General features: G+C 66.0%; 21 protein-coding genes. 9 read left to right on the forward strand and 12 right to left on the reverse strand.

From position 1 onward, the window contains the following. Positions 1 to 132 precede the first annotated feature (132 nt). Entirely contained in the window at positions 133 to 1719 is a 1587-nt protein-coding gene (nadB, locus tag OHZ10_RS13625) for an L-aspartate oxidase (RefSeq protein WP_059233411.1), read from the forward strand. Between the two features lie 97 nt (positions 1720 to 1816). Here nadB and nadC read toward each other — a convergent pair whose 3' ends face one another. From nadC to purN, 6 genes are all read right to left on the reverse strand, one after another. Beyond that, entirely contained in the window at positions 1817 to 2698 is an 882-nt protein-coding gene (gene nadC / locus OHZ10_RS13630) for a carboxylating nicotinate-nucleotide diphosphorylase (protein WP_059233410.1), read from the reverse strand. Then, positions 2695 to 3831, reverse strand: a complete 1137-nt coding sequence (nadA, locus tag OHZ10_RS13635; RefSeq protein WP_059236643.1) for a quinolinate synthase NadA — start codon at positions 3829 to 3831, stop codon at positions 2695 to 2697. Before nadA ends, nadC begins: the two co-directional genes overlap by 4 nt. Positions 3832 to 3999: 168 nt before the next feature. Then, complete coding sequence (locus tag OHZ10_RS13640) at positions 4000 to 5196, reverse strand: DesA family fatty acid desaturase (protein WP_059233409.1); 1197 nt, start codon at positions 5194 to 5196, stop codon at positions 4000 to 4002. 221 nt (positions 5197 to 5417) lie between these two features. Then, complete coding sequence (locus OHZ10_RS13645; protein ID WP_174992977.1) at positions 5418 to 6800, reverse strand: mechanosensitive ion channel family protein; 1383 nt, start codon at positions 6798 to 6800, stop codon at positions 5418 to 5420. Between the two features lie 18 nt (positions 6801 to 6818). Next, entirely contained in the window at positions 6819 to 8084 is a 1266-nt protein-coding gene (locus OHZ10_RS13650; protein ID WP_059233407.1) for an RsmB/NOP family class I SAM-dependent RNA methyltransferase, read from the reverse strand. Next, on the reverse strand, positions 8081 to 8743 hold the full coding sequence (purN, locus tag OHZ10_RS13655; protein WP_059233406.1) for a phosphoribosylglycinamide formyltransferase: 663 nt from the start codon (positions 8741 to 8743) through the stop codon (positions 8081 to 8083). Before purN ends, OHZ10_RS13650 begins: the two co-directional genes overlap by 4 nt. A gap of 122 nt (positions 8744 to 8865) precedes the next feature. On the opposite strand from purN, the gene OHZ10_RS13660 reads away from it, so the two are divergent. The 5 genes from OHZ10_RS13660 (at position 8866) to dut (ending at position 15082) form a co-directional block, all read left to right on the forward strand. Further along, entirely contained in the window at positions 8866 to 9858 is a 993-nt protein-coding gene (locus OHZ10_RS13660) for a bifunctional riboflavin kinase/FAD synthetase (protein WP_342702753.1), read from the forward strand. A gap of 102 nt (positions 9859 to 9960) precedes the next feature. Continuing rightward, on the forward strand, positions 9961 to 12798 hold the full coding sequence (ileS, locus tag OHZ10_RS13665; protein WP_342702754.1) for an isoleucine--tRNA ligase: 2838 nt from the start codon (positions 9961 to 9963) through the stop codon (positions 12796 to 12798). 2 nt (positions 12799 to 12800) lie between these two features. Next, on the forward strand, positions 12801 to 13301 hold the full coding sequence (lspA, locus tag OHZ10_RS13670) for a signal peptidase II (protein ID WP_059233403.1): 501 nt from the start codon (positions 12801 to 12803) through the stop codon (positions 13299 to 13301). Positions 13302 to 13368: 67 nt separating this feature from the next. Beyond that, positions 13369 to 14580: a bifunctional phosphopantothenoylcysteine decarboxylase/phosphopantothenate--cysteine ligase CoaBC gene (gene coaBC / locus OHZ10_RS13675; RefSeq protein WP_059233402.1), complete on the forward strand. Its 1212-nt coding sequence runs from the start codon at positions 13369 to 13371 to the stop codon at positions 14578 to 14580. Positions 14581 to 14635: 55 nt separating this feature from the next. Then, positions 14636 to 15082, forward strand: coding sequence for a dUTP diphosphatase (gene dut, locus OHZ10_RS13680; RefSeq protein WP_059233401.1), 447 nt, complete (start codon positions 14636 to 14638; stop codon positions 15080 to 15082). Positions 15083 to 15137: 55 nt separating this feature from the next. On the opposite strand, the gene OHZ10_RS13685 is transcribed toward dut, so the two are convergent. The 4 genes from OHZ10_RS13685 to clpS all read right to left on the reverse strand — a co-directional run bounded on the left by OHZ10_RS13685 (position 15138) and on the right by clpS (position 20135). Next, on the reverse strand, positions 15138 to 15908 hold the full coding sequence (locus tag OHZ10_RS13685) for a hypothetical protein (RefSeq protein WP_342702755.1): 771 nt from the start codon (positions 15906 to 15908) through the stop codon (positions 15138 to 15140). A gap of 132 nt (positions 15909 to 16040) precedes the next feature. Continuing rightward, positions 16041 to 17420: an amino acid permease gene (locus OHZ10_RS13690; protein WP_059236641.1), complete on the reverse strand. Its 1380-nt coding sequence runs from the start codon at positions 17418 to 17420 to the stop codon at positions 16041 to 16043. 103 nt (positions 17421 to 17523) lie between these two features. Then, the gene (gene clpA / locus OHZ10_RS13695) at positions 17524 to 19824 is read right to left on the reverse strand and encodes an ATP-dependent Clp protease ATP-binding subunit ClpA (protein WP_059233399.1); all 2301 of its coding nucleotides are present in this window, start codon (positions 19822 to 19824) and stop codon (positions 17524 to 17526) included. After that, positions 19821 to 20135: an ATP-dependent Clp protease adapter ClpS gene (clpS, locus tag OHZ10_RS13700; RefSeq protein WP_006398529.1), complete on the reverse strand. Its 315-nt coding sequence runs from the start codon at positions 20133 to 20135 to the stop codon at positions 19821 to 19823. Before clpS ends, clpA begins: the two co-directional genes overlap by 4 nt. Positions 20136 to 20425: 290 nt before the next feature. Here clpS and OHZ10_RS13705 point away from each other — a divergent pair, with 290 nt between their 5' ends. Together OHZ10_RS13705 and OHZ10_RS13710 are read left to right on the forward strand one after the other, a co-directional pair. Further along, positions 20426 to 20593, forward strand: coding sequence for a hypothetical protein (locus OHZ10_RS13705; RefSeq protein WP_155627118.1), 168 nt, complete (start codon positions 20426 to 20428; stop codon positions 20591 to 20593). An 89-nt stretch (positions 20594 to 20682) separates the two neighbouring features. Further along, on the forward strand, positions 20683 to 20886 hold the full coding sequence (locus OHZ10_RS13710; RefSeq protein ID WP_006478030.1) for a cold-shock protein: 204 nt from the start codon (positions 20683 to 20685) through the stop codon (positions 20884 to 20886). A 181-nt stretch (positions 20887 to 21067) separates the two neighbouring features. Here OHZ10_RS13710 and OHZ10_RS13715 read toward each other — a convergent pair whose 3' ends face one another. Then, a complete protein-coding gene (locus OHZ10_RS13715; RefSeq protein WP_342702757.1) occupies positions 21068 to 22675 on the reverse strand; it encodes a multicopper oxidase family protein in 1608 nt (535 codons plus the stop codon). A gap of 621 nt (positions 22676 to 23296) precedes the next feature. Between OHZ10_RS13715 and OHZ10_RS13720 the strand changes: the two genes are divergently transcribed. Further along, a complete protein-coding gene (locus OHZ10_RS13720) occupies positions 23297 to 23521 on the forward strand; it encodes a hypothetical protein (protein ID WP_006490888.1) in 225 nt (74 codons plus the stop codon). 123 nt (positions 23522 to 23644) lie between these two features. Here the strand turns inward: OHZ10_RS13720 and OHZ10_RS13725 are convergent, their stop codons facing one another. Continuing rightward, positions 23645 to 25873, reverse strand: a complete 2229-nt coding sequence (locus OHZ10_RS13725; RefSeq protein ID WP_059233398.1) for an NADP-dependent isocitrate dehydrogenase — start codon at positions 25871 to 25873, stop codon at positions 23645 to 23647. Positions 25874 to 26108: the final 235 nt, after the last annotated feature.

The following is a 26108-nucleotide window of genomic DNA, read 5'->3' on the forward strand; positions in this document are numbered from 1 at the left end:
CCGAAAAGCCCCGCTCTTGCGGGGCTTTTTGTTTTGCGCGCACGCTCGAGCGCGACGCGGTATGCTCTCCCCTTTCCGCGGCCACGGCCGCCGGAACGCACAAGATCAAAAGCGTAACGATGGAGATGCAGCATGAAATTCGACGTGGCGATCGTCGGCAGCGGCCTGGCAGGGCTATCGGTCGCACTCAATCTGGCCAGCACGCGACGCGTCGCGCTGATCGCGAAACGTTCGATGATGGAGGGGGCAAGCGATAACGCGCAAGGCGGCATCGCAGCCGTCCTCGACTCGGCGGACAGTATCGAGAACCATGTCGACGACACGCTGGTCGCCGGTGGCGGCCTGTGCGACGAAGGCGCGACGCGCTACATCGTCGAGCACGGCCGCGAAGCGATCGAATGGCTGATCTCGCAAGGCGTGCCGTTCACGAAGGACGACGCGGCCGAGCTCGGCTTTCACCTGACGCGCGAAGGCGGCCATAGTCACCGCCGGATCATCCACGCGGCCGACGCAACCGGCCATGCGGTGCTCGCGACGCTGTCGGAGCGCGCGCGCCAGCATCCGAACATCACGTTCTTCGAGAACCACCACGCAATCGACCTGATCACGTCGAACCGGCTCGGCCTGCCCGGCCGCCGCTGTCACGGCCTGTATGCGCTCGACGTCGACAACGATCGCACGATCACGATCGAGGCGCCGCACACCGTGCTCGCCACGGGCGGCGCCGGCAAGGTCTATCTGTATACGACGAATCCCGACACCGCGACCGGCGACGGCATCGCAATGGCGTGGCGCGCGGGCTGCCGCGTGTCGAACATGGAATTCATCCAGTTCCACCCGACCTGCCTGTTCCATCCGTATGCGAAATCGTTCCTGATTTCGGAGGCCGTGCGCGGCGAAGGCGGCTTGCTGAAGCTGCCCGACGGTACCCGCTTCATGCCGGCGCACGATCCGCGCGCCGAGCTCGCACCGCGCGACATCGTCGCGCGCGCGATCGACTTCGAGATCAAGAAGCGCGGGATCGACTGCGTGTACCTCGACATCAGCCACCAGCCGGAAGCGTTCCTGCGCGAACACTTCCCGACGATCCATGCGCGCTGCCTCGAATTCGGTATCGACATCGCGAAAGAACCGATCCCCGTCGTGCCGGCCGCGCACTATACGTGCGGCGGCGTCGTCACCGATCTCGCCGGGCGCACCGATCTCGCGGGCCTGTATGCGGTCGGCGAAACATCGTACACGGGGCTGCACGGCGCGAACCGGCTGGCGAGCAACTCGCTGCTCGAATGTCTCGTGATCGGCCGCGCGGCAGCCGAGGCAATCGAGGCAGCCGGCTTCGATGCCGACACACCGTCCACGCTGCCCGCCTGGGACGAAAGCCGCGTATCGGATGCGGACGAAGAAGTCGTCGTCGCGCACAACTGGGACGAACTGCGGCGCCTGATGTGGAACTACGTCGGCATCGTGCGTACCGACAAGCGCCTCGAACGCGCGAAGCATCGACTGTCGCTGCTGCGCGACGAAATCCACGAGTACTACGCGAACTTCCGCGTGACGCGCGACCTGCTCGAACTGCGCAATCTCGTCGACGTGGCGACGCTGATCGTGAAGAGCGCGCACTCGCGCCGCGAAAGCCGCGGGCTGCACTACAGCCGCGACTGGCCACACACGTTGCCGAAGGCATTGCCGAGCGTGCTCACGCCGCGCGCGCGCCGCTGAACGCACGCCCTTCCCGGCTGCGGTCGGGAGCGCACAAGAAAAAAGCCGCTGGCGTTTGCGCGCCAGCGGCTTTTTTGTCCGATCGGACGGCGTTCGGTCAGTCGACGATCCGCATCGAATAGTCTGTCGCGCGGACGTCCTTCGTCAGCGCGCCGATCGAGATGCGGTCGACACCCGTCTCCGCGAATGCGCGCACCGTATCGAAATTGACGCCGCCCGATACTTCGAGCACGGCCTTGCCATTCGCCACGCGCACCGCTTCACGCATCATGTCGAGCGTGAAGTTGTCGAGCAGCACCGACTGCGCACGATGTGCGAGCGCCATGTCGAGCTGCGCGAGCGTTTCGACCTCGATCTGCACCGGCACGCCCGACTCGAGCGCGAATGCCGCCTCGAGCGCCTCGCCGACACCGCCCGCCGCCGCGATGTGGTTTTCCTTGATCAGGATGCCGTCGTACAGCGCCAGACGCTGGTTCTCGCCGCCGCCGACGCGGACCGCGTACTTCTGCGCGAGCCGCAGGCCCGGCAGCGTCTTGCGCGTATCGAGGATCTTCGCGCGTGTGCCTTCGACGCGATCGACATAACGGCGTGTCGCGGTCGCAACACCCGACAGCAGCTGCAGGAAATTCAGCCCGTTGCGCTCGGCCGTCAGCAGCGCGCGCGCCGGCCCGTCGAGTTCGCAGACGGTCGAACCGGACGTCATCCGGTCGCCTTCGCGATAGTGCCATTGCACGGTGATCGACGGATCGATCCGGGCGATCACCGCCTCGAACCACGGCACGCCGCACAGCACGGCTTCTTCACGCACGATGATGCGTGCGCGGCGACGCCCGCCGGCCGGCACGAGCCGCCCGGTCTGGTCGCCGGCGCCGACATCTTCCGCGATCGCGTCGGCCACGTTGCGCGCGATCGCGTCATCGAATGCCGCGCCGTATTGCTCGCGGACGATGCCGAACAGCGGGGAGACGGCGCTCGTCATGCCGCCCCCACGTTCGCAAACAGTTGCTGGTCGCGCTGCAGATCGCCGCTCGCCTGCACGCGCTTCTTGTGCGCAGCCGCGAATTCGAGCATCCGGTCGATCGGCAAACGCGCACGCTCGCCGATCGCGGGATCGACGAAGATCTCGTTGTGGCCGCGTTCGAGCACGTCGGCGAGGTTCGCGAGGCCGTTCATCGCCATCCACGGGCAGTGCGCGCAGCTCTTGCAGGTCGCGCTGTTGCCGGCCGTCGGCGCGGCGATGAAGGTCTTGCCGGGCGCGGCCAGCTGCATCTTGTGCAGAATGCCGAGATCGGTCGCGACGATGAAGTGCTTCGCGTCGAACTTGACGGCCGCATCGATCAGTTGCGTGGTCGAACCGACGACATCGGCTTGCGCGACGACGTTTTCCGGCGACTCGGGATGGACGAGCACTTTCGCGTCCGGATATTCGGCACGCAGCAGGTCGAGCTCGATGCCCTTGAACTCGTCGTGGACGAGGCACGAGCCCTGCCACAACAGCATGTCTGCGCCGGTTTTCTTCTGGATATAGCTGCCGAGATGGCGGTCCGGCGCCCAGATGATCTTTTCGCCGCGCGCGTGCAGGTCGGCCACGATCTCGAGGCCGATCGACGACGTGACCATCCAGTCCGCGCGCGCCTTCACGGCCGCGCTGGTGTTCGCGTAGACGACGACGGTACGGTCCGGATGGGCATCGCAGAACGCCGAGAATTCGTCGACCGGGCAGCCGAGGTCGAGCGAGCAGGTCGCGTCGAGGTCGGGCATCAGGATCCGCTTGTTCGGACTCAGGATCTTCGCGGTTTCGCCCATGAAGCGCACACCGGCGACGACCAGCGTCTGCGCATCGTGATCGCGGCCGAAGCGAGCCATTTCGAGCGAATCGGCAACGCACCCGCCCGTTTCGTCGGCCAGTTCCTGCAGTTCGGCATCCACGTAGTAGTGGGCGACCAGCACGGCCTTTTCACGGACGAGCAGCGCCTTGATGCGCGCCTTCAGTGCAGCGCGCTCCTCGGCGGACGGCGCGTCGGGCACCTTGGCCCATGCCTGCCCCACGCCGCACACGGTCCCTGCTGCGACGGGCCGGTCGTACTCGACGGGTTTGATCGTCGATTGCATCTCCATATCTCCTGTCGGCCGAAGTTGGCGCTTCAGCGCCGGCCCCAGCCCCATCCTCTGGTCATACAAATTCCGCCCTGCCGACGCCCATCAAAAACCGGCAGCCCAAATGAAAAAACCCCGCCAACGCGGGGTTTGTGACGTCCTGAGATTCTAATCGATTTCGAATCAGGCGTAGCGGCGCAGGCGCGTCGCGAATTCCTGCAGCGCCTTGATGCCGCTTTGTTCTGCGCGATGGCACCAATCCTGCAATTGCGCGAGAAGCTGTTCGCGCGACGCGGTCGAACGATCCCAGATCGCGGCCAGATCCTGACGCAGCTGGAAATACGTGTGCAGCTTCTGGCTGTTCGCGAAGATTTCCGGCAGCAGCTTCTTCTGCGGCTCGTCGAGGCCGTCGGCATCCTTGTGGAACCACTTGCGCGCGCCGCGCATCAGCTGGTACTTCTCGCTCGAACCGAGTTCCTTCAGGTGCGCGAGCTCCTGGCGGTACGCACGCTTCACGGCCTTGCCGTAGCGTGCCATCACTTCGTAGCGGTTCGACAGCACGGCCTGCAGCGTTTCCTGGTCGAGCACCGTCTTCGGCTTGTTCAGGCGCGGCGTCGGCGCAACCTTCTTCACCTTCGCGAGACCGAACGCCGACATGATGCGGATGTACATCCAGCCGATGTCGAACTCGTACCACTTGTTCGACAGCTTGGCCGACGTCGCGAACGTGTGGTGGTTGTTGTGCAGCTCTTCACCGCCGATCACGATGCCCCACGGGAACAGGTTCGTGCTCGCGTCGGCCGAGTTGAAGTTGCGATAGCCCCAGAAGTGACCGAAGCCGTTGACGACGCCAGCCGCCCAGAACGGGATCCAGACCATCTGCACGGCCCACACGGTGAGGCCGAGCACGCCGAACAGCGCGACGTCGATCACCATCATCATGCTGATGCCGAGGATCGGGTACTTCGAATAGAGATTGCGCTCGAGCCAGTCGTTCGGCGTGCCGTGGCCGAACTTGCGCATCGTCTCTTCGTTCTTCGCTTCCGCGCGATACAGTTCCGCGCCTTCGAGGAACACCTTCCAGATGCCGCGCGTCTGCGGGCTGTGCGGATCTTCCTCGGTCTCGCACTTCGCATGGTGCTTGCGGTGAATCGCGGCCCATTGCCCCGTCAGCATGCCGGTCGTCATCCACAGCCACAGGCGGAAGAAGTGGCTCGCGATCGGATGCAGTTCCAGCGCGCGGTGCGCCTGGCAGCGGTGCAGATAGACCGTCACGCCGATAATCGTGACGTGCGTGACGGCGAGCGCGAACAGCGCGACCTGCCACCACGAAAAATGCAGGAGCCCGTGGGAAAGAAAATCGAGCAGGGAATTCAACAAGGCAGTTACCTGTGATGAGAGCGACGCCGGCTCGCGCCAAGCGTCAGAAAAATGAAAGCATACCGCGTATAGACTTGAATTTTACTTCAACCGTTCCAAGTCTTTGTAAAAAATGAATATTTTCTTGCCCTGGCGCAACTGGCACAGTCCACGGGCGGACTTGGAAAGGCCCGCGATCCGGTTCCGGCCGCGGGGTCAAACCATTTGACGGCCGGCGCGCGCTACGCAGCCGGTGTGCGCCCGTCCACCGCACCGTTCGCGGCCGCGGAATCGGGCCCGGCCACCGCACCCGCGGCAGAAAAACCGTCCGGCAACCCGACCACCCGCACTTCCCGTTGCGGAAACGGAATCGAGATCCCGTGCTCGCTGAACAGCCGCCAGATGTTGCGGTTCACGCTCGAACGCACGCCCGACGTGCCTTTCGCGGAATCCTCGATCCAGAAGCCGAGCTCCAGGTCGATCCCGTCCGCGCCGAAACTCACCAGATACGGCGTCGGCGCGGGCTCCGCCAGCACGCGCGGCACGCCCTTCGCCGCGTCGGCGAGCAGCGCGAGCGCATGCTCGACGTCGCTCGTGTACGCCACCTGCACCGCGACCTTCGCATAACCGCGCGTCAGGTACGACGACTGGTTCTGCACGACGTCGGTGATCAGCTTCTCGTTCGGGATCAGCGTTTCGTTGCCGTCGAGGCCGCGCACGACCGTGTAGCGCGTGCGGATCTGCGTGACGACGCCCTGCAGCCCGCCGACGCTGATCGCGTCGCCGAGCCGCAGCGAGCGGTCGAGCAGGATGATGAAGCCCGACACGTAGTTGCTCGCGATCTTCTGCAGCCCGAAGCCGAGACCGACACCCACCGCGCCGCCGAACACGCCGAGCACCGTCACGTCGATGCCCACCAGCGACAGCCCGATCAGGATCGCCGCGAACACCAGCAGCGCGCGGCCGACCCGCGACAGCACGACCTTCAGGTTCGCGTCGAGCGTGCTCGCGCGCGTGAGGCGATCCTCGAGCACCGAGCCGAGCCACATCGCAACCATCAGCGTCACGCACACCCACAGCGCGCCGGAGATCACCGACAGCAGCGTGAGGTGCGCGTTCGCGACGCGGAACTGCACGCTGTCGAGCCAGCCGAGCACGTCGCGCTGGATGCCGAGCACCGTCAGCACCATCGCGGCCCACACGACGGTCGATACGATCTTCTCGACGATCGACAGCCACGCATGCGTGTGGCCGTCGCGCGCGAACACACGCCGCGCGAAGAAGAACAGCACGTAGATCAGCCCGATACCGAACAACGGCACGAGCGCGAGCGACAGCAGCGACGTCGACATGAACGGGTCGAACGCCAGCTGCGCGCCACCGACGAACACACTGCCGAACAGAGGGAACAGCGCGCGCTTCAGGCTTTGCGCGCCCGCGCCGGGCGCGCGGCCGGCCGCCCGGCGACGCGCATCGATGCGGCCGTGCACGAAGCGCGCGACCAGCCATGCGAAACACAGCGCGCCGACGAGGATCGCCGCCTGCCAGATCATCACCGGCTGGTGGAAGTCACGAATGACCGATGCCAGCCGGTGCGACAGCAGGCGGCTCTGCAGATTGTCCATCGTCCGTCCGGGCCGTCGTTACTGCGCGGCGCGCCGTTCGAGCACCGCGGCGAAGAAGCCGTCGGTCGCGTGACGATGCGGCCACAGCGACAGGTAGTCACCCGTCTCGATCTCGATGCGCTGTTCGGCCAGCACCTGCTGCGCCGGCACCAGCACGAACTCGGGATGATCGGCCAGGAACTGTTCGACGATCCGCTCGTTCTCGGCGTCGAGCACGCTGCAGGTCGCGTAGACGAGCCGGCCACCCTTCTTCACGAGGCGCGCGGCGCTCGCGAGGATCGACGCCTGCTTCGGCGTCAGCTCGTCGATCGCCGTGCGCGTCTGGCGCCACTTCAGGTCCGGATTGCGGCGCAGCGTGCCGAGGCCGCTGCACGGCGCGTCCACCAGCACGCGGTCGATCTTGCCGGCGAGCCGCTTGATCTTCGCATCGTGCTCGCTGTCGATCAGCACCGGGTTCACGTTCGACAGCCCGCTGCGCGCGAGGCGCGGCTTCAGCTTCGCGAGGCGCTTCTCCGACACGTCGAACGCATAGAGGCGCCCGGTCGAGCGCATCATCGCGCCCAGCGCGAGCGTCTTGCCGCCCGCGCCCGCGCAGAAGTCGACGATCATCTCGCCGCGGCGCGGCGCAACGAGCGAGCACAGCAGCTGGCTGCCTTCGTCCTGCACCTCGATCTGGCCTTCCTCGAACAGCTTCAGGCGCGTCAACGCCGGCTTGCCGACGACACGCACGCCGAACGGCGCGAACGGCATCGCGCCCGCATCGATGCCGTTCGCACGCAGCGCGTCGATCACCTGGTCGCGGGTCGCCTTCTGCGCGTTGGCGCGCAGATCGAGCGGCGCCGGGTAGTTCAGCGCGGCGGCGAGCTGCGCGAGCTCCTCGGCATCGAAACGGGCCGACAGCGCCTGGTGGATCCAGTCTGGCAGGTTCGTGCGCACGCGCACCGGCAGGCTGGCCGGATCGATCTTCGACACGTGTTCGAGCCACGCGGACTCGACGTCGGACAGGAACGGCCTCAGCGCGTTGCGGCCGGCCGTCTGCATCAGGCCGAGCAGCGTGAGGCGCCGCGCGGGCGTACCGGTGCCGCTCTCGGCGAGATGCGAAAACTCCATCTTCCGGCGCAGCACCGCGAACACGGCCTCGGCAATCACGCCGCGCTCCGCATGCCCGAGCTTCGGGTGCGCGCGGAAGAACCGGCTCGTCGTCGCGTCGGCGGGGCCGGCGAACTTCAGCACCTCGGCCAGCAAAGTCTCGGTCTGGCCAATCAGGAATCCGTGCAGCTTCATACGCCCTCACTCGTTTCGGTATGCGGTTGATCCGCGAAAATCCAGCGCGCTTCTTCCGGCGCGACCACTGCACGGCCGTTCTCGAGGCGCAGACGCCCGTCGACGAACCAGCGCACCGCGCGCGGATACAGCACATGTTCGACCGCCAGCACGCGCTGCGCGAGCGCGGCCGCGTCGTCGCCCGCGCGCACGGGCACCGCGCCCTGCGCGACGATCGCGCCGCTGTCGAGCTCGGGAATGACGAAATGCACGCTTGCGCCATGCAGCGCGACGCCCGCGTCGAGCGCCTGCTGATGCGTATGGATGCCCTTGAAGCTCGGCAGCAGCGACGGATGGATGTTCAGCAGCCGGCCCTCATATCGTCTGACGAATGCGGGCGTCAGGATGCGCATGAAGCCGGCGAGCACGACGAGATCGGGGGCGAAACGGTCGATCTCGGCGGCGAGCGCCGCGTCGAAGCTGTCGCGGCCGTCGAACGACCGGTGGTCGACCACCGCCGTCGCCACCCCGTGCGACGCGGCAAAGGCCAGCCCGGCCGCATCGGGCCGGTTGGCGATCACGGCGGCAATCTCGGCCGGCCAGCGTTCCTGCGCGCACGCGCGGACGATGGCCTCCATGTTGCTGCCGCGACCGGAAATCAGGATCACGAGTTTTTTCATCCGCGAATTTTACCATTCGCCCCCGCGTTTCCCGCCTTCTCGGCCGCCGGCCCGTCCGAACGTTTATAATCTTCTGCTTTGCGGCATCCCACCGCCCATTCCCCGACGCTGCATCCGCTATCGTGAAAGTCTTCCGCGGCCTGCCCAACGCCGAGAGCCGCGCCCCGTGCGCGCTGACGATCGGCAACTTCGACGGTGTCCATCGCGGCCACCAGGCCCTGCTCGCGCGCGTGCGCGCGGCAGCGGACGCGCGCGGCCTGCCCGTGTGCGTGATGACGTTCGAGCCGCACCCGCGCGAATTCTTCAACCCGGCCGGTGCGCCGCCGCGCATCGCGATGCTGCGCGACAAGCTCGAGGCGCTGCGCGATCACGGTGTCGACCGCGTCGTCGTCGAGCACTTCAACCATACGTTCGCGAGCCAGTCGCCGCAGGCGTTCGTCGAGCGCACGCTGGTGAACGGGCTGCATACGCGCTGGATGATGGTCGGCGACGATTTCTGCTACGGCGCGAAACGCGCGGGCACGTTCGACACGCTGAAGGCGGCCGGCGAGCAGCACGCTTTCGAAGTCGAACAGATGGGCACGGTGGCCGGCAGCGACGGCACGCGCATCTCCAGCTCCGGCGTGCGCGCCGCGCTCGCGGCCGGCGATCTCGACGCGGCCGCGCAGGCGCTCGGCCACGGCTATGCGATCAGCGGCCACGTCGCACACGGGCTGAAGCTCGGCCGCGACCTCGGCTTCCCGACGCTGAACCTGCCGATCGCGCACAAGCGGCCGGCGCTTGCGGGCATCTTCGTCGTGCAGGTGCACGGCCTCGGCCCCGAGCCGCTGCCGGGCGTCGCGAGCCTCGGCCTGCGCCCGACCGTCGACGATTCGGGCCGCGTGCTGCTCGAAGTCCACCTGCTCGACTGGCATGGCGATGCGTACGGCAAGCTCATCCGCGTCGAATTCCTGAAGAAGCTGCGCGACGAGGCGAAATTCGACGATCTCGAGGCGCTGTCGCGCGCGATCGCACTGGACGTCGCGAATGCGCGCGCATATTTCATCGAGCGCGACCGTGCGCCGGGCAGCCGCGCCACGGGCTTCTCGACGTCGGCCACCGACCGAATTAGCTGATCCGGACGGCGGCGCCTGGCGCCGCACCCTCGCGCCGCCCACTCGCGCGCATCCCCGATTCACGACGCCCGAGCGTCTCCCGATTTAGATAGCGATCCCATCATGAGCAACAAGAAAGCCGATTCGAAACCGCAGGCCAAGTATCCGGTCAACCTGCTCGACACGCCGTTCCCGATGCGCGGCGACCTGCCCAAGCGCGAGCCGCAGTGGGTCAAGGAATGGGAAGAGCGCGGCCTCTACGAGAAGATTCGCGAGGCCAGCAAGGGCCGGCCGAAGTTCATCCTGCACGACGGCCCGCCGTATGCGAACGGTGACATCCACCTCGGCCACGCGGTCAACAAGATCCTGAAGGACATCGTCGTCAAGTCGCGCAACATGGCCGGCTTCGACGCGCCGTACGTGCCGGGCTGGGATTGCCACGGGATGCCGATCGAAATCCAGATCGAGAAGCAGTTCGGCAAGTCGCTGCCGGCGGCCGAAGTGATGAGCAAGGCGCGTGCCTACGCGACCGAGCAGATCGAGAAGCAGAAGGTCGGCTTCAAGCGCCTCGGCGTGCTCGGCGACTGGGGCAACCCGTACAAGACGATGAACTTCGTGAACGAGGCGGAAGAGATCCGCGCGCTCGGCAAGATCATCGAGAAGGGCTACGTGTACCGCGGGCTGAAGCCGGTGAACTGGTGCTTCGATTGCGGCTCGGCGCTCGCCGAAGCGGAAGTCGAGTACAAGGACCGCACCGATCCGACGATCGACGTGATGTTCGCGTTCGCGGAACCGGAAAAAACCGCGCAGGCGTTCGGCCTGCCGGCGCTGCCGCGTGCCGAAGGCGGCATCGTGATCTGGACCACCACGCCGTGGACGATCCCGGCCAACCAGGCGCTGAACCTCCATCCGGAAATCGTCTACGCGCTGGTCGACACCGAGCGCGGGCTGCTGATCATCGCGGAAGAGCGCGTCGAAGCATGCATGACCGACTTCAAGCTGACGGGCCGCGTCGTCGCGACCGCGCCGGGCGTGAAGCTCGCGAACCTGCGCTTCCACCACCCGCTCGCATCGGCCCACCCCGGCTACAAGCGTACCGCGCCCGTCTACCTCGGCGACTACGTGACGACCGACACGGGTACCGGCGTCGTGCACTCGTCGCCCGCATACGGTATCGAAGACTTCATGTCGTGCAAGGCGCACGGGATGACCGATTCGGACTTCATCAACCCGGTGATGGGCGACGGCCGCTATATCGAATCGCTGCCGCTGTTCGGCGGCCTGTCGATCTGGGATGCAAACCCGAAGATCGTCGACGCGCTGAATGCCGCCGGCTCGCTGCTGCGCAGCGAGAAGTACACGCACAGCTACATGCACTGCTGGCGCCACAAGACGCCGATCATCTACCGCGCGACGTCGCAGTGGTTCGCGGGCATGGATGTCACGCCGCGCGACGGCAGCAAGACGCTGCGCGAAACGGCGCTCGAAGGCGTCGACGCGACGGCGTTCTACCCGTCGTGGGGCAAGCAGCGCCTGTTCAGCATGATCGCGAACCGTCCCGACTGGACGCTGTCGCGCCAGCGCCAGTGGGGCGTGCCGATGGCATTCTTCGTGCACAAGGAAACCGGCGAGCTGCACCCGCGCACGCTCGAGCTGCTCAAGGAAGTTGCGAAGCGCGTCGAGCAGTCGGGCATCGAGGCATGGCAGTCGCTCGACCCGCGCGAGCTGATCGGCGACGACGCGAACCTGTACGAAAAGAACCGCGACACGCTCGACGTGTGGTTCGACTCGGGCACGACGCACTGGCACGTGCTGCGCGGCTCGCACAAGGATCAGCTGCAATTCCCGGCCGACCTGTACCTCGAAGGCTCGGACCAGCATCGCGGCTGGTTCCACTCGTCGCTGCTGACCGCGTCGATGATCGACGGCCGCGCGCCGTACAAGGGCCTGCTCACGCACGGCTTCACGGTCGACGGCGAAGGCCGCAAGATGAGCAAGTCGCTCGGCAACGGCATCGATCCGCATGAAGTCGCGAACCGCCTCGGCGCGGAAATCATCCGTCTGTGGATCGCATCGACCGACTACTCGGGCGAGCTCGCGATCTCCGAGGAAATCCTGAAGCGCGTGACCGAAGGCTATCGCCGCATCCGCAACACGCTGCGCTTCCTGCTCGCGAACCTGTCGGACTTCGACTTCGCGCAGCACGCGGTGCCGGTCGAAGAATGGCTCGAGATCGACCGCTATGCGGTCGCGTTCTCGCAGCAGCTGCAGACGGAACTGCTCGGCCACTACGAGAAGTACGAATTCCACCCGGTCGTCGCGAAGCTGCAGACGTACTGCTCGGAAGATCTCGGCGGCTTCTACCTCGACGTGCTGAAGGACCGCCTGTACACGAGCGCGGCCGATTCGCGCGCGCGCCGCTCCGCCCAAACCGCGCTGTACCACCTGACGCACGGCCTGCTGCGCGTGCTCGCGCCGTTCCTGTCGTTCACGGCGGAAGAAGCGTGGAAGGTGTTCCAGCCGGCCAGCGACACGATCTTCACGGAAACCTACTACGCGTATCCGGACGTTGCCGGCTCGACCGCGCTGATCGAGAAGTGGGCGCTGCTGCGCGATGTGCGCGGCAACGTGACGAAGGCACTCGAGGAAGCACGCACCGCGAACCGCATCGGTTCGTCGCTGCAGGCTGAAGTCACCGTGCACGCGAGCGGCGCGCGCTACAACGCGCTCACGAGCCTCGGCGACGACCTGAAGTTCGTGCTGATCACGTCGGCCGCGACGGTCGTCAAGGTCGACGACGAAGCGCAGGAAAGCGTCGACGTGGCCGCCTCGAAGTACCAGAAGTGCGAACGCTGCTGGCACTACCGCGACGATGTCGGCGCGCACGCCGATCATCCGACGCTGTGCGGCCGCTGCTTCTCCAACCTGTTCGAAAACGGCGAAATCCGGAGCGCTGCTTAACTATGGCGAAAACCCTGTCGAAACCGGCCAGCGGCGCGCTTGCGCCCTGGCTCGGCATTTCGCTGATCGTGATCCTGTTCGACCAGCTGTCGAAGATCTCGATCCTGAAGACGTTCGCGTACGGCGCGCAGCACGAGCTGACGTCGTTCTTCAACCTCGTGCTGGTGTACAACCGCGGCGCCGCGTTCGGCTTCCTGTCGACCGCCGGCGGCTGGCAGCGCTGGGCGTTCACCGCGCTCGGCATCGCCGCCACGCTCGTGATCTGCTTCCTGCTGAAGCGCCACGGCCAGCAGCGGCTGTTCAGCCTGTCGCTCGCGATGATCCTCGGCGGCGCGCTCGGCAACGTGATCGACCGGCTCGTCTACGGTCACGTGATCGACTTCCTCGATTTCCACCTCGGCGCCTGGCACTTCCCGGCGTTCAACCTCGCCGATTCCGCAATCACGGTCGGTGCGGTGCTGCTGATCTACGACGAACTGCGCCGCGTGCGCGGCTCGCGCTAAGCGCGCATACTCGGCGTCGACGGCCGGCTTCGCGCCGGCCGTTCCGTTTGACCCTTGGAGGCCTGAGTTGGCACACGCAGAACTCGCAGGAAAACACCTCGTTCTCGGCCTGACGGGCGGCATCGCCTGCTACAAGATCGCCGAGCTCACGCGGCTGCTCGTGAAGGCCGGCGCGACCGTGCAGGTCGCGATGACCGAAGCCGCCACCCAGTTCATCACGCCCGTCACGATGCAGGCGCTGTCGGGCCGGCCCGTCTACACGAGCCAGTGGGACGCGCGCATCGACAACAACATGGCGCACATCGACCTGTCGCGCGAAGCCGACGCGATCGTGATCGCGCCCGCGTCGACGGATTTCCTCGCGAAGCTTGCGCACGGGTTCGCCGACGATCTGCTGTCGACGCTGTGCGTCGCACGCGACTGTCCGCTGCTCGTCGTCCCCGCAATGAACCGCCAGATGTGGCAGAACCCGGCCACGCAGCGCAACGCCGCGCAACTGCGCGCAGATGGTGTATCCGTGCTCGGCCCGGATTCGGGCGCGCAGGCGTGCGGCGAAGTCGGCGACGGCCGCATGCTCGAGCCCGAGGCGATCTATGAAGCGATCGTCGCGCACTTCGCGCCGAAGGTGCTCGCGCACCGGCGCGTGCTGATCACGGCCGGGCCGACGTTCGAACCGCTCGACCCCGTGCGCGGCCTCACGAACCGTTCCAGCGGCAAGATGGGCTTCGCGCTCGCGCGCGCCGCGCAACAGGCCGGCGCCGACGTGCATCTCGTCGCGGGGCCGGTCGCGCTCGACACGCCGTGGGGTGTCTATCGACAGGACGTGCAGACCGCGCAGCAGATGTACGACGCGGTGATGCATGCGATCAACGATGCCGACATCTTCATCGCGGTGGCCGCGGTCGCCGACTGGCGCGTCGACCAGCCGGCCGAGCACAAGATGAAGAAGACGGCCGACCGCAAGATGCCGACGCTCGCATTCGTCGAGAACCCGGACATCCTCGCATCGGTCGCGGCGCTGCCCGACCCACCGTTCTGCGTCGGTTTCGCAGCCGAAAGCGGCGACCTCGACGTGCACGGCGACGAGAAGCGCAAGCGCAAGAACGTGCCGCTGCTCGTCGGCAACCTCGGCCCGCTGACGTTCGGCCGCGACGACAACGAAGTCGTGCTGTTCGAAGCAGCCGGCCTCACGCGCCTGCCGCGCGCCCCGAAGGACGAACTCGCGCATGCGCTCGTCGCGGAAATCGCGAAGCGCCTGCCCGACAACCGCCTGATCTGATCACCCGCGCGGCGGTGCTTGCCGCCGCGCCCTTCCCGACCGATTCGACGACCGCATGAAACTCGACCTGAAGATTCTCGACGCGCGCATGCGCGACTACCTGCCCGCCTACGCGACCACCGGCAGCGCGGGCCTCGACCTGCGCGCGTGCCTCGACGCACCGGTCACGCTGCAGCCGGGCGAAACGACGCTGGTGCCGACGGGCCTCGCGATCCACCTCGCCGATCCCGGCTATGCGGCGCTGATCCTGCCGCGCTCGGGCCTCGGCCACAAGCACGGGATCGTGCTCGGCAACCTCGTCGGCCTGATCGACTCCGACTACCAGGGCCAGCTGATGGTCTCGACGTGGAACCGCGGCCAGACCGCGTTCGTGCTGAACCCGTTCGAGCGGCTCGCGCAGCTCGTGATCGTGCCGGTCGTGCAGGCGCAGTTCAACATCGTCGCCGATTTCGCCGAGAGCGATCGGGGCGAAGGCGGCTTCGGCAGCACCGGCCGCCACTGAGCGGCATCGCAACCAAAAAGGGGCCTCTCGGCCCCTTTTTCTTTTCCGTTCATCGTCATTCGCCAACCGGCTGCGCGATCCGCGCAGGCATCGGTTCGCGGCGCCGCGCCTGCGCGACGCTCGCATAGACCACCATCGCGACCAGCACGCCGAGCAGCACGGCCGACGAGCCGACCGTACCGAGCGCGAGGCCGCCCTTCTCGACCGGCTTCGTCAGCAGGTCGCCGACCGTCGCACCGAACGGGCGCGTGAGCACGAATGCGGCCCAGAACAGCAGCACGCCGGAGATCCGCGTGAAGTAGTGCGCGAGCACGATCACCGCCAGCAGTCCGCCGATCAGCAGCGCGCCGCCGCCGAAGCCGAGCCCCGAGCTGTCCGCGAGGAAGTCGCCGAGTGCGGTGCCGAGCGTGTTCGAGAACAGGATCGCGATCCAGTACAGCAGCTCGACCTTGCGCGTGCGGATCAGGTCGACCGACAGCGATTCGCCGCTCAGGCGCCAGACCGCGAAGATCGCCAGCAGGATCGCGACGAGGATCGACGAGCCGACTGCGTAGCCGAGGCCGAGCGTGCGGTCCATGAAGTCGGACATCGTCGTGCCGGCCGTGCTCGTCGCGACGATCACGGCCCAGTAGACCGCCGGACGATAGCGCGTCGTCCCGAGCTGCGCGCCCAGCGTCACGAGAAAGAAACCGAACAGCAGGATCGAGCTGACCGCGTAGCCGACGTTCAGCGTCATCGACAGCAGGTCGCCACCGGTTTCGCCGAGCGTCGTCGCACAGATCTTCATGATCCAGAACGCGAGCGTGATTTCGGGAAGTTTGTTCATTCGAACCCCATTTGCAGGAAGCGGCGAACCGGCGCATGCCGGCCCGCCTTGCGGACAGGATCGAATGTAGCGGCCGCCGGCTTAACGGAACCTTAGCGGCGTGACGCGCGACGCGGCTGCCACGCCGGCGGGTCAGCGGGCGTGTTCGTGCCGGTAATGCAGCGCGTACGCGAGCGTCAGCAGCACGACGAACACGACGCCGACCACCATCGTCATCCGGAATTCGCGCGTGAACGCGGTCGTGAACAGGATCGCCGCGACGAGCCCGGCACCAAGCAGGCTGCCGAACGGGTGCCCCCACATCCGGAACGCGAGTGCCGGGCCGCGATACCGCGAACGGAAGCGCAGGTGCGTGACGAAGATCATCAGCCACGTGAACAGCGCGCCGAACATCGCGATCGCCATCATCACCGTGAACGCGGTGTCGGGCGCCAGCGCGACCAGCACGGCCGCGACCGCGACGCCGCTGGTCGAGATCCACAACGCCGCACGCGGCACGCCGTTCGTGCCGAGCCGGCCGAACACCGCCGGTGCGAGGCGCGCGCGCGACAGGCTGAACATCATCCGCGTCGTCACGTAGAGCTGGCTGTTCATCGCCGAGAGCGCCGCGATCAGCAGCACGAAGTTGATCACGCCGGCCGCGTACGGTACATGCGTCGCGGCCATCACCTTCACGAACGGGCTTTCGTCGGTGCCGGCCGCCGTCCACGGCACGATCGCGAGCATCAGCGACAGCGTCAGCAGGTAGAACAGCACGAGCCGGAACACCGTCGAGCGGAACGCGCGCGTGACCGCGTGCTGCGGATCGCGCGCCTCGCCAGCCGCGATCGCGACGGCTTCGATGCTCATGTAGCTGAAAATCGCGACGATCACCGCGACCCAGGTGCCCCACGGCCCCTTCGGCATGAAGCCGCCATGCGCGGTGTAGTTCGCGAAGCCGACGCCCGATGCGGCCGGCGCCGACCAGACCAGATACGCGCCGAGCACGATGAAGACGACGATCGCCGCGATCTTCAGCAGCGAGAACGCATACTCGACCGTGCCGTACAGCGTGACGCTGGCGAGGTTCACGGCGATCAATAACGCGGAGAAGCCAATCACCCAGTACCAGCCGGGCACGGCCGGGAACCAGTACTTCATGAACACGGCGATCGCGCTGATTTCGGTGCCGATCGCGAACACGACCGCGAACCAGTACGCATAGCGCACCAGGAAGCCCGCGAGCGGGCCGACGTAGTGCTCGGCGTACGCGCCGAACGAGCCGGCCGTCGGATGCGCAACGGTCATTTCCGCGAGCGCGCCCATCAGCAGCAGCGCGATCAGCGCACCGATCGCATAGGAAACGAGCACGCTCGGGCCCGCGAGCCCGATCGCGAACCCGCTGCCGAGGAACAGCCCCGTGCCGATCGCGCCGCCGATCGCGATCATCGCCATCTGCCCCGACGTGAGCGCGTGGCGCAACCCTTGTTCGCGCGCGACGATAGCGTCGAACGACCGTTGTTGTTGTGTCACTGCTTTACCACTCCCCTGCACCACCATCGCGCCGCCGGCGCCGGATAAAACGAAACGGCGCGGAGAACTTCCCGCGCCGTTCGCATGAACAACGAATTATCGCTTACTCGACTTCGACCGTCTCTTCGTTCGGCTTGTGCGGCGGATTCGCCAGCTTGTCGAACGACAGCTGCACCTTGTCGCTTTCGTCGACGTCGACCGTCACGTGACCGCCGTTGACGAGCTTGCCGAACAGCAGTTCGTCGGCCAGCGCGCGCCGGATCGTGTCCTGGATCAGCCGCTGCATCGGCCGCGCCCCCATCAGCGGGTCGAAGCCGTGCTTCGCGAGATGCTTGCGCAACGCGTCGGTGAAGAGCGCGTCGACCTTCTTCTCGTGCAGCTGTTCCTCGAGCTGGATCAGGAACTTGTCGACCACGCGCATGATGATTTCCTCATCGAGCGAGCGGAAGCTGATGATCGAATCCAGGCGGTTGCGGAACTCCGGCGTGAACAGACGCTTGATGTCGGTCATCTCGTCGCCCGTCTCGCGGCGCGTCGTGAAGCCGATCGTCGCCTTCTGCATCGACTCGGCACCCGCGTTCGTCGTCATGATGATGATGACGTTGCGGAAATCCGCCTTGCGGCCGTTGTTGTCCGTCAGCGTGCCGTGATCCATCACCTGCAGCAGCACGTTGAAGATGTCCGGATGCGCCTTCTCGATTTCGTCGAGCAACAGCACGCAATGCGGCTTCTTCGTGACGGCTTCGGTCAGCAGGCCGCCCTGGTCGAACCCGACGTAGCCCGGCGGCGCGCCGATCAGCCTGCTTACCGCATGGCGCTCCATGTATTCCGACATGTCGAAGCGGATCAGCTCGATGCCGAGCGTGAACGCGAGCTGGCGCGCCACTTCGGTCTTGCCGACGCCCGTCGGGCCGGAGAACAGGAACGCGCCGATCGGCTTGTCCATCTTGCCGAGGCCCGCGCGCGCCATCTTGATCGAGGCTGCGAGCGCGTCGATCGCCGGATCCTGGCCGAACACGACGCTCTTCAGGTCACGGTCGAGCGTCTGCAGCTTGCTGCGATCGTCCTGCGACACGCTTTGCGGCGGCACGCGCGCGATCTTCGAGATGATTTCCTCGATCTCGCTCTTGCCGATCGTCTTCTTCTGCTTCGACTTCGGCAGGATGCGCTGTGCGGCACCGGCCTCGTCGATCACGTCGATTGCCTTGTCCGGCAGGTGACGGTCGGTGATGAAGCGCGCCGACAGTTCGGCCGCGGCCGACAGGGCGCCCGACGAATACTTGACGCCGTGATGCTCCTCGAAGCGCGACTTCAGCCCGCGCAGGATCGCGACCGTCTGCTCGACGGTCGGCTCCGACACGTCGACCTTCTGGAAGCGCCGCGACAGCGCCGCATCCTTCTCGAAGATGCCGCGATACTCGGTGAACGTCGTCGCGCCGATGCACTTGAGCGTGCCCGATGACAGCGCCGGCTTCAGCAGGTTCGACGCATCGAGCGTGCCGCCCGACGCGGCGCCCGCGCCGATCAGCGTATGGATCTCGTCGATGAAGAGGATCGCGTGCGGGCGCTCCTTCAGCTCCTTCAGCACCGTCTTCAGACGCTGCTCGAAATCGCCGCGATACTTGGTGCCCGCGAGCAGCGCGCCCATGTCGAGCGAGTAGACCTGCGCGTTCGCGAGGATGTCCGGCACTTCGCCGCGCGTGATGCGATACGCGAGCCCTTCGGCGATCGCGGTCTTGCCCACGCCAGCCTCGCCGACGAGCAGCGGGTTGTTCTTGCGGCGACGGCACAGCACCTGCACCACACGCTCGACCTCCGGCTCGCGCCCGATCAGCGGATCGATGCGGCCGTCCTTCGCCATCTGGTTCAGGTTCTGCGTGAACTGCGCGAGCGGCGTTTCCTTCTGCGCGTTCGCGTCTTCGCTTTCCGCGCTCGCGTCGGTCGACTTCGCGGCTTCGCCGTTGTTCGTCTTCGCGATGCCGTGCGAAATGAAGTTCACCACGTCGAGACGCGTGACGCCCTGCTGCTGCAGGTAGTACACGGCATGCGAATCCTTCTCGCCGAAGATCGCGACCAGCACGTTCGCGCCGGTGACTTCCTTCTTGCCGTTCGACGTCGACTGGACGTGCATGATCGCGCGCTGGATCACGCGCTGGAAACCGAGCGTCGGCTGGGTATCGACATCGTCGGTGCCCGGGACGGTAGGTGTGTTGTCGTGGATGAAATTGCGCAGGTTCTGACGCAAGTCCTCGATGTTTGCCGCGCACGCGCGCAACACCTCGGCTGCCGTCGGATTATCCAGCAGGGCCAGCAGCAGATGCTCGACCGTAATGAACTCATGGCGCGCCTGGCGTGCTTCCATGAACGCCATGTGCAGGCTGACTTCCAATTCCTGGGCAATCATGCTTCCTCCATCACGCACTGCAGCGGATGCCCGGCCTGCCGCGCATGGGTAACGACTTGCTCAACCTTGGTCGACGCGATGTCCCGCGTATAGACCCCACAAACTCCTCGCCCTTCGCGATGGACCTTCAGCATGATCTGCGTGGCCGTCTCGCGATCCTTCTTGAAATACTCCTGGACCACCATCACGACGAATTCCATCGGCGTGAAGTCGTCGTTCAGCAGCACCACCTTGTACATCGAAGGCGGCTTGAGCTTCTGCTGCTTGCGTTCCAGGACGGTACTGTCCTGCTTGTCCGGGATAATCGCCATACACCCATTCTAAACAACTCGGACAGGCCCGCAATCCTGCCATTACCCGACCGACCGGCCGGCGCCCTCCCCGGTATCCCGGAACACGCGATCGTCTTCGCGCCATACGAAAGCCGGCTGCGGTGCCGGCTTTCACGCGTGGCGCGGAACACGAACCGTCGAGGGGGAACTGCACCGGGACGTCGTGTCCACATCCAGTATCCCACAAGCCGGGACGACTCGAACGCGTGTCACTCGAGCCTGGTATATGAGCCGATTATGCGGCTTTTCAAGTCCTCGCGCTTGGCCACATGCTGCAAAGCAAAGCCGGAAAAACCCTGAAAATGGGTTCTTTACAACGACCCTCTAAACGTCTAAAAATTCCACTTGACACTCCAATAAAGAGCGCCAACAATCAAGCTGGCACTTTTTTCAACTCGCCGGTTGGCGAAATGAAAGAGGCCGAGGTGAGCTTGTGAGGGGGGAACGACTGCATTTTCCAGTCGTTTAGCTTTTCGAGCGTGCTCGTGGTAAGTAGCAGCGACTGTGTGACAGGGGAAGTAGGAAAATGGCAACTGGTATCGTTAAGTGGTTCAACGACGCGAAGGGCTTCGGTTTCATCACTCCCGACGAGGGCGGTGAGGATCTGTTTGCGCACTTCTCGGCTATCACCATGAATGGCTTCAAGACGCTGAAGGAAGGCCAGAAGGTGAGCTTTGACGTCGTTCAAGGACCGAAGGGCAAGCAAGCGTCGAACATCCAGGCCGCATAAAGGCATCGGATATCGGACGAAGAAACCCGGCGCATTGCGCCGGGTTTCTTTTTTTGAGGCGGGCCAATCGATAATCGATTGGCCCGCCTTTTCGTTCAATCCCGATAATTGAACACACATTGTCTTGTCACACATGCAGATCGGATATCGATCCCGCACGTGAAACATATTCACGACTTCGTTACACGACCTTCAGCGTGCCCATCATGCCGAGATCCTCGTGTTCGAGAATGTGGCAATGAAACATGCGCTCTCCGGGCATGTCTTGCGTGACGAGAATCGACACGGTTTCGCCGCTGCGTACGTTCACCGTATCGCGCCATGCGCGGAACGGTTCGGCCGTGCGCGCGCCGCCCGACGCGCGCTCGATCACCTGGAACTGCGTGCCATGCAGGTGGAACGGGTGATCCATGTCGGTGGTATTGCGAATCTCCCAGCGTTCGACGTCGCCACGGCGGCTCGTCAGCGTCGCGCGGTGCGCGGCGTAGGTCTCGCCGTTGATCGTGAAGCGCATGCCGGCCGGACGGCCGTGCGCCGCGCCCTTCATCATCGCGTCCATGTCCATTTCCTCGCCGAACGCGACCGTCTTGTGCGCCACCGGTTCACCCAGCGGCGGCACCGCGCGCAGCGTGGCCGGCAACGCGCGCGCGGCGGCGGGCGCAAACGCGACATCGGCCAGCGCCAGCGCCGGATCGGGCGGCAGGCTGCCGTGACCGTCGTCATGCGACATCGCCATCTTGCGGCGGTCGTACTCGGCTGCCTGCAGCATCGCGCGCGTCGCCCGGTCACCGGCGCGCACCAGCAGTTCCGCGCGCTCGCCCGGCGCGATCAGCAGCGACGTCACGCGGCGCGGCGCGTCGAACAGCCCGCCGTCGGTACCCGCGTGCTCGAACGCACGGCCGTCGTCGAACGCAACGCGCAGGTAGCGCGCGCTGCACGCGTTCCAGACGCGCCAGCGTTCGTCGCCGGCGACGTCGATGCGCGGCCGGCGCGCGCCGTTGACCAGCACGAACTGGCCTTCCCGGCCGTTCATCCAGTCCATCATGTCGTTCGGCGCAATCGTGCCGTCATGTGCAAGCTTCAGGTCCGACACGAACAGGTTGCGCTCGGGCCAGCCGGCGAGCGGATCGTCCGCCGCGCGCACGATGAACGGGCCGGCCAGCCCGCGGAATACCTGCTCGGCCGTCATCATGTGCGGATGCGGGTGGTACCAGTAGGTGCCGGCGCTGCCCTTCGGCAGCGTGAAGCGGTACACGCGCGATGCGCCTGGCGCGACGGGGTCGGACGGATTGCCGTCCTGGTCGGGCGGCACCGGCAGGCCGTGCCAGTGGATCGTCGACGGTTGCGGCAGCTTGTTCACGAATTTGATCTCGACCGTGTCGCCCTCGCGCACGTCGATCAGCGGGCCGACGACGGGGCCCTGCGCGCCCGCCCCGAACTGCCAGAACGCGGTCGGCCGTGCGCCGCGCAGCATCGGGCGCGCGACGGGCTGCGCGACCAGCGTGGCCCGGAACGTACCGGGTTCTCGGCTTTCGTTCGCGAGCGTACGCAACGTCGCGAGCGGCGCACCGGCCGGCAGCGCATCGGCGGCCGCGAGTGCGGCCGGTGCGGGCTTGCCGTGCTGCGCGTGCCCCGACATGCCGGACATCCCTGACATGCCGGGCATGTCGTCCATCGAATCCATGCCGGCCATGCCCGCATGACCGGCATGCTGCGCCCACGCGGTACGCGCGAACAGCGACGCGGCCGCGACACCGATGGCGCGCGACAGGAAGGTTCTCCGTATCATCAATCGATCCTCGTTATCCATGCAGCGTCGCGCGACAACCGCAACGCACGCGCCGGCCGGCTGGACCGCCGTGCGCGACGCGAAACCTGATGCCCGCGTCATCATAACCGCAGGCCCCTGTCGAAAAACGCCGCTACCGGCCGGGCGGCGATACGCCGCAGCGCGGCTTTGTACCGCCCTTCGTCGCCCCTCGCTCGTTCGCTGAATTACGCCCGCTGCCGCATCCGGCCGCCCGTTTTGCGCGCGCCGTTCGCCACCCCGTCGGTGCACGTCGCGCCGCCCATCGGCGAAATCGCCAATTTTTCACGATGTGGAACAAGTCTCTGCGTTGTAAAAATTCGTGGTGCAGGGCACAAATTTCCCGTTTCGCGATGCCGAAAAACGTTCCGCAATACAAAACGACGAAAATAATTCATTGTTTTTAAACATGAATTTTAGTTTCGAGAAGCCGTTCTACATGCACCATCCAACCGGGTCGCGGACGTAGACTTTGTTCCATGCACTGACGCTTCGCCACGACGTTCGATACGGAACCCGGCGCAAGCAGCCAGTCGGGCCACAGCCGGCCGAGCCGGCAGGCGGCACAACAGAATCGCTTGTGATCAGAAAGGGAGAACGGAAATGAAGGGATTTCGCTTTGGTTCAGCGCTCGGGTCGTTCTACATCCTGCCGGGTAACGGCGGCTGGGAAGCGACGTTCGGCAACGCCCTGCTCGGCGCATTCTCGTGCCCCGAAGTCGCGGCCGACCACATCTCCCGCGGCGACTGCGAGCAACTGTCCGAACTGGACACCGCGACGCTCGAGGTGCCGCACGAAATCGCCGAATGGGAAATCGTTCACGTCTGAATGGCAAGCCTGCAACGAAAAACGCCCCGGGCGACCGGGGCGTTTTTATTGTGTGTCGGGCGGCGAACGGCTCACCTCGCCGCGTCGACACGCGTCCTGGCTCGCGCGAATGCGCGGCCCGCGTCAGGCGACTGCGTCGACGATGCCGTTCAGCGTCGCACTCGGGCGCATGGCCTGGCTCGTCAGGTCGACGTTCGGACGGAAGTAGCCGCCGATCGCCTGCGCCTTGCCCTGCGCGGCCGACAGCTCTTCGAGAATGCGCGCTTCGCTGTCGGACAGCGCCTTCGCGACCCCTTCGAACTGCGCCTTCAGCGCGGCATCCTCGGTCTGCTCGGCCAGCGCCTGCGCCCAGTACAGGCACAGGTAGAAGTGGCTGCCGCGGTTGTCGAGGCCGCCGACCTTGCGCGCGGGCGACTTGTTCTCGTCCAGGAACTTGCCGGTCGCCTGGTCGAGCGTCTTCGCGAGCACGACCGCCTTCGGGTTCTGGTACGCGTTGCCGAGGTGTTCGAGCGACGCGGCCAGTGCAAGGAATTCGCCGAGCGAATCCCAGCGCAGGAAGCCTTCCTCGACGAACTGCTGAACGTGCTTCGGCGCCGAGCCGCCCGCCCCCGTTTCGAACATCCCGCCGCCCGCCATCAGCGGCACGATCGACAGCATCTTCGCGCTGGTGCCGAGTTCCATGATCGGGAACAGGTCGGTCAGGTAGTCGCGCAGCACGTTGCCGGTGACCGAGATCGTGTCCTTGCCCGCACGGATGCGCTCGAGCGAGAAACGCGTCGCTTCGACCGGCGTCATCACGCGGATGTCGAGACCGTTCGTGTCGTGATCCTTCAGGTAGCGTTCGACCTTCGCGATGATCTGCGCATCGTGCGCACGCGCCGGATCGAGCCAGAACACGGCCGGTGCGCCGGTCGCGCGCGCGCGGTTCACCGCGAGCTTGACCCAGTCCTGCACCGGTGCGTCCTTCGTCTGGCACATGCGCCAGATGTCGCCCGACTCGACCGCGTGCTCGAGCAGCACGTTGCCGGCTTCGTCGGTGACGCGCACGACGCCGTCCGCCGGGATCTGGAAGGTCTTGTCGTGCGAACCGTATTCTTCAGCCGCCTGCGCCATCAGGCCGACGTTCGGCACGCTACCCATCGTGACCGGATCGAATGCGCCGTGTTGCTTGCAGTCCTCGATCACGGCCTGGTAGACGCCTGCGTAGCAGCGGTCCGGAATCACGGCCTTCGCGTCGTACAGGGCGCCGTCCGGGCCCCACATGCCGCCCGAATCGCGGATCATCGCCGGCATCGACGCGTCGACGATCACGTCGCTCGGCACGTGCAGGTTCGTGATGCCCTTGTCCGAGTTGACCATCGCGAGGCGCGGGCGCACTGCGTATTCGGCCTTGACGTCGGCTTCGATCGCTTCGCGCGTGTCGGCCGGCAGGTCCTTCAGGCGCGCGTACAGGTCGCCGATCCCGTTGTTCGGGTTGAAGCCGGCCTGCGCCAGCACGTCCGCGTGCTTCGCGAGCGCGTCGCGGTAGAACACCGACACGAAGTGACCGAACAGGATCGGGTCCGAGACCTTCATCATGGTCGCCTTCAGGTGCACCGAGAACAGCACGTCCTGCGCCTTCGCGTCGGCGATCTGCGCTTCGATGAAGCTGCGCAGCGCGTTGCGGCTCATCACCGATGCGTCGATCACTTCACCGGCCTTCACGGCCGTCTTTTCCTTCAGCACCTTCTTCGCGCCGTCGGTCGTCGTGAGTTCGATCTTCACGCTGCCGGCATCGGCGATCAGCGCCGACTTCTCGCTGCCGTAGAAGTCGCCTTCGCTCATGTGCGCGACGTGTGCCTTCGACGTGGCCTTCCACGCACCCATCTTGTGCGGATGCTTGCGTGCGTAGTTCTTGACCGACAGCGGCGCGCGACGGTCGGAGTTGCCTTCGCGCAGCACCGGGTTCACCGCGCTGCCCTTGATCTTGTCGTAGCGGGCCTTGACCGCCTTCTCTTCGTCCGTCGACGGATCTTCCGGGTAGGCCGGCAGCGTGTAGCCCTGCGCCTGCAGCTCGGCGATCGCGGCCTTCAGCTGCGGCACCGATGCGCTGATGTTCGGCAGCTTGATGATGTTCGCTTCCGGCTTCAGCGTGAGCTGGCCCAGCTCGGCCAGATCGTCGGAACCCTTCTGCTCCGGCGGCAGGACGTCTGCAAATGCCGCGATGATGCGGCCGGCGAGCGAGATGTCGCGCGTTTCGACGGCGACGCCGGACGAGCGCGTGAAGGCCTTGACGATCGGCAGCAGCGAATAGGTCGCGAGCGCGGGCGCTTCGTCGGTGAGGGTGTAGATGATCTTGGGCGAAGTGGACATGGTCGATGCGTTGCTACGTGAAAATTTGGACTGAGGAGCGCCGGCGGTAACCGGCGGGGAGCGACCGGGTCGGTCGCGAAAGGGGCGCGCCGGCTCAGCCGGGCGGTGGTGTTGCGAGGGCCGTCATGTTCTACCTTGCAGGGCCTCCGGGCCGCATCGCGACGCCGCGGCCCGCATGCCGGACCGCCCTGCCAACAAACCTGCCATCCACGAAACGCTCCGGCGCCGGCAGTCA

The organism is Burkholderia arboris, assembly GCF_038723655.1.
Classification (GTDB): Bacteria; Pseudomonadota; Gammaproteobacteria; order Burkholderiales; family Burkholderiaceae; genus Burkholderia; species Burkholderia arboris.